2 protein-coding genes are annotated in these 768 nt (G+C 32.7%); both read right to left on the reverse strand.

What is annotated here, in order from left to right; all coding sequences use genetic code 11:
* Positions 1 to 61: 61 nt before the first annotated feature.
* Positions 62 to 532, reverse strand: coding sequence for a DUF3990 domain-containing protein (locus tag I6E24_RS16495; protein ID WP_235329797.1), 471 nt, complete (start codon positions 530 to 532; stop codon positions 62 to 64).
* A gap of 2 nt (positions 533 to 534) precedes the next feature.
* On the reverse strand, positions 535 to 768 hold a 234-nt coding region (locus I6E24_RS16500), incomplete at its 5' end, for a DUF3791 domain-containing protein (protein WP_235329799.1).

The following is a 768-nucleotide window of genomic DNA, read 5'->3' on the forward strand; positions in this document are numbered from 1 at the left end:
CTCAAGCTTGATATTATGTTTGAGCATTTTACTCCTTTATATATTTGTTTTGAAACTCCTGTCATAATTTAATACTTTCAATATAAGTTAAACATTCATCTATCATTTGTTGTGACCGAATACATAATTGGATATTTGGCTTTTCGTATTTCAATAAACCTAACGCTTGCTCTTTGGATAATTCACCTGCGAAATATCTGTCTAATGTTAAAATAACACGATCGTTGGCAATACCTCCAATAATCATATCATAAAGTTCTACAGGTTTTCCTATACGACAATTTGCGACATAATCCAACCAATCACTGTTGTATGAATCAAAACGAAGTAATTTCCATTTATCAATATTATAACTTAATTCATAAATATTGAGCCAAGCAGGTTTACCTCTACGCAGGAAACGTTGTGCGTATTTTTCAGCCTGCTCACGTATTGTTGTAATGTAAAATCCCTGTCCGAAATCAAGATATTCCATTGAATGTATTGTATCCGGATTTTCTACTATTACACTTGAAGCATGATATACTTTCATGATTACAAAACTCCTTTCTCTTTCATATAATCAGTCAAGTCTTCCATCAGATAACGCGAACCAAATGTATGCAGTACATCGTATGAGGGGACAATGTATCCATACAGTATCCCTGATTCTTTAAGCCGTTTATAAACTTCTCTCTGTGATAGATGAAGATGTACAGCCAATGAGCTGATGCAAAATGTTACAAAATCCAAAACTTCTTTATCCATAATCATTTGAGATTTTAATAG

Origin of the sequence: Bacteroides caecigallinarum (assembly GCF_021530995.1) — a bacterium.
GTDB lineage: Bacteria > Bacteroidota > Bacteroidia > Bacteroidales > Bacteroidaceae > Phocaeicola > Phocaeicola faecigallinarum.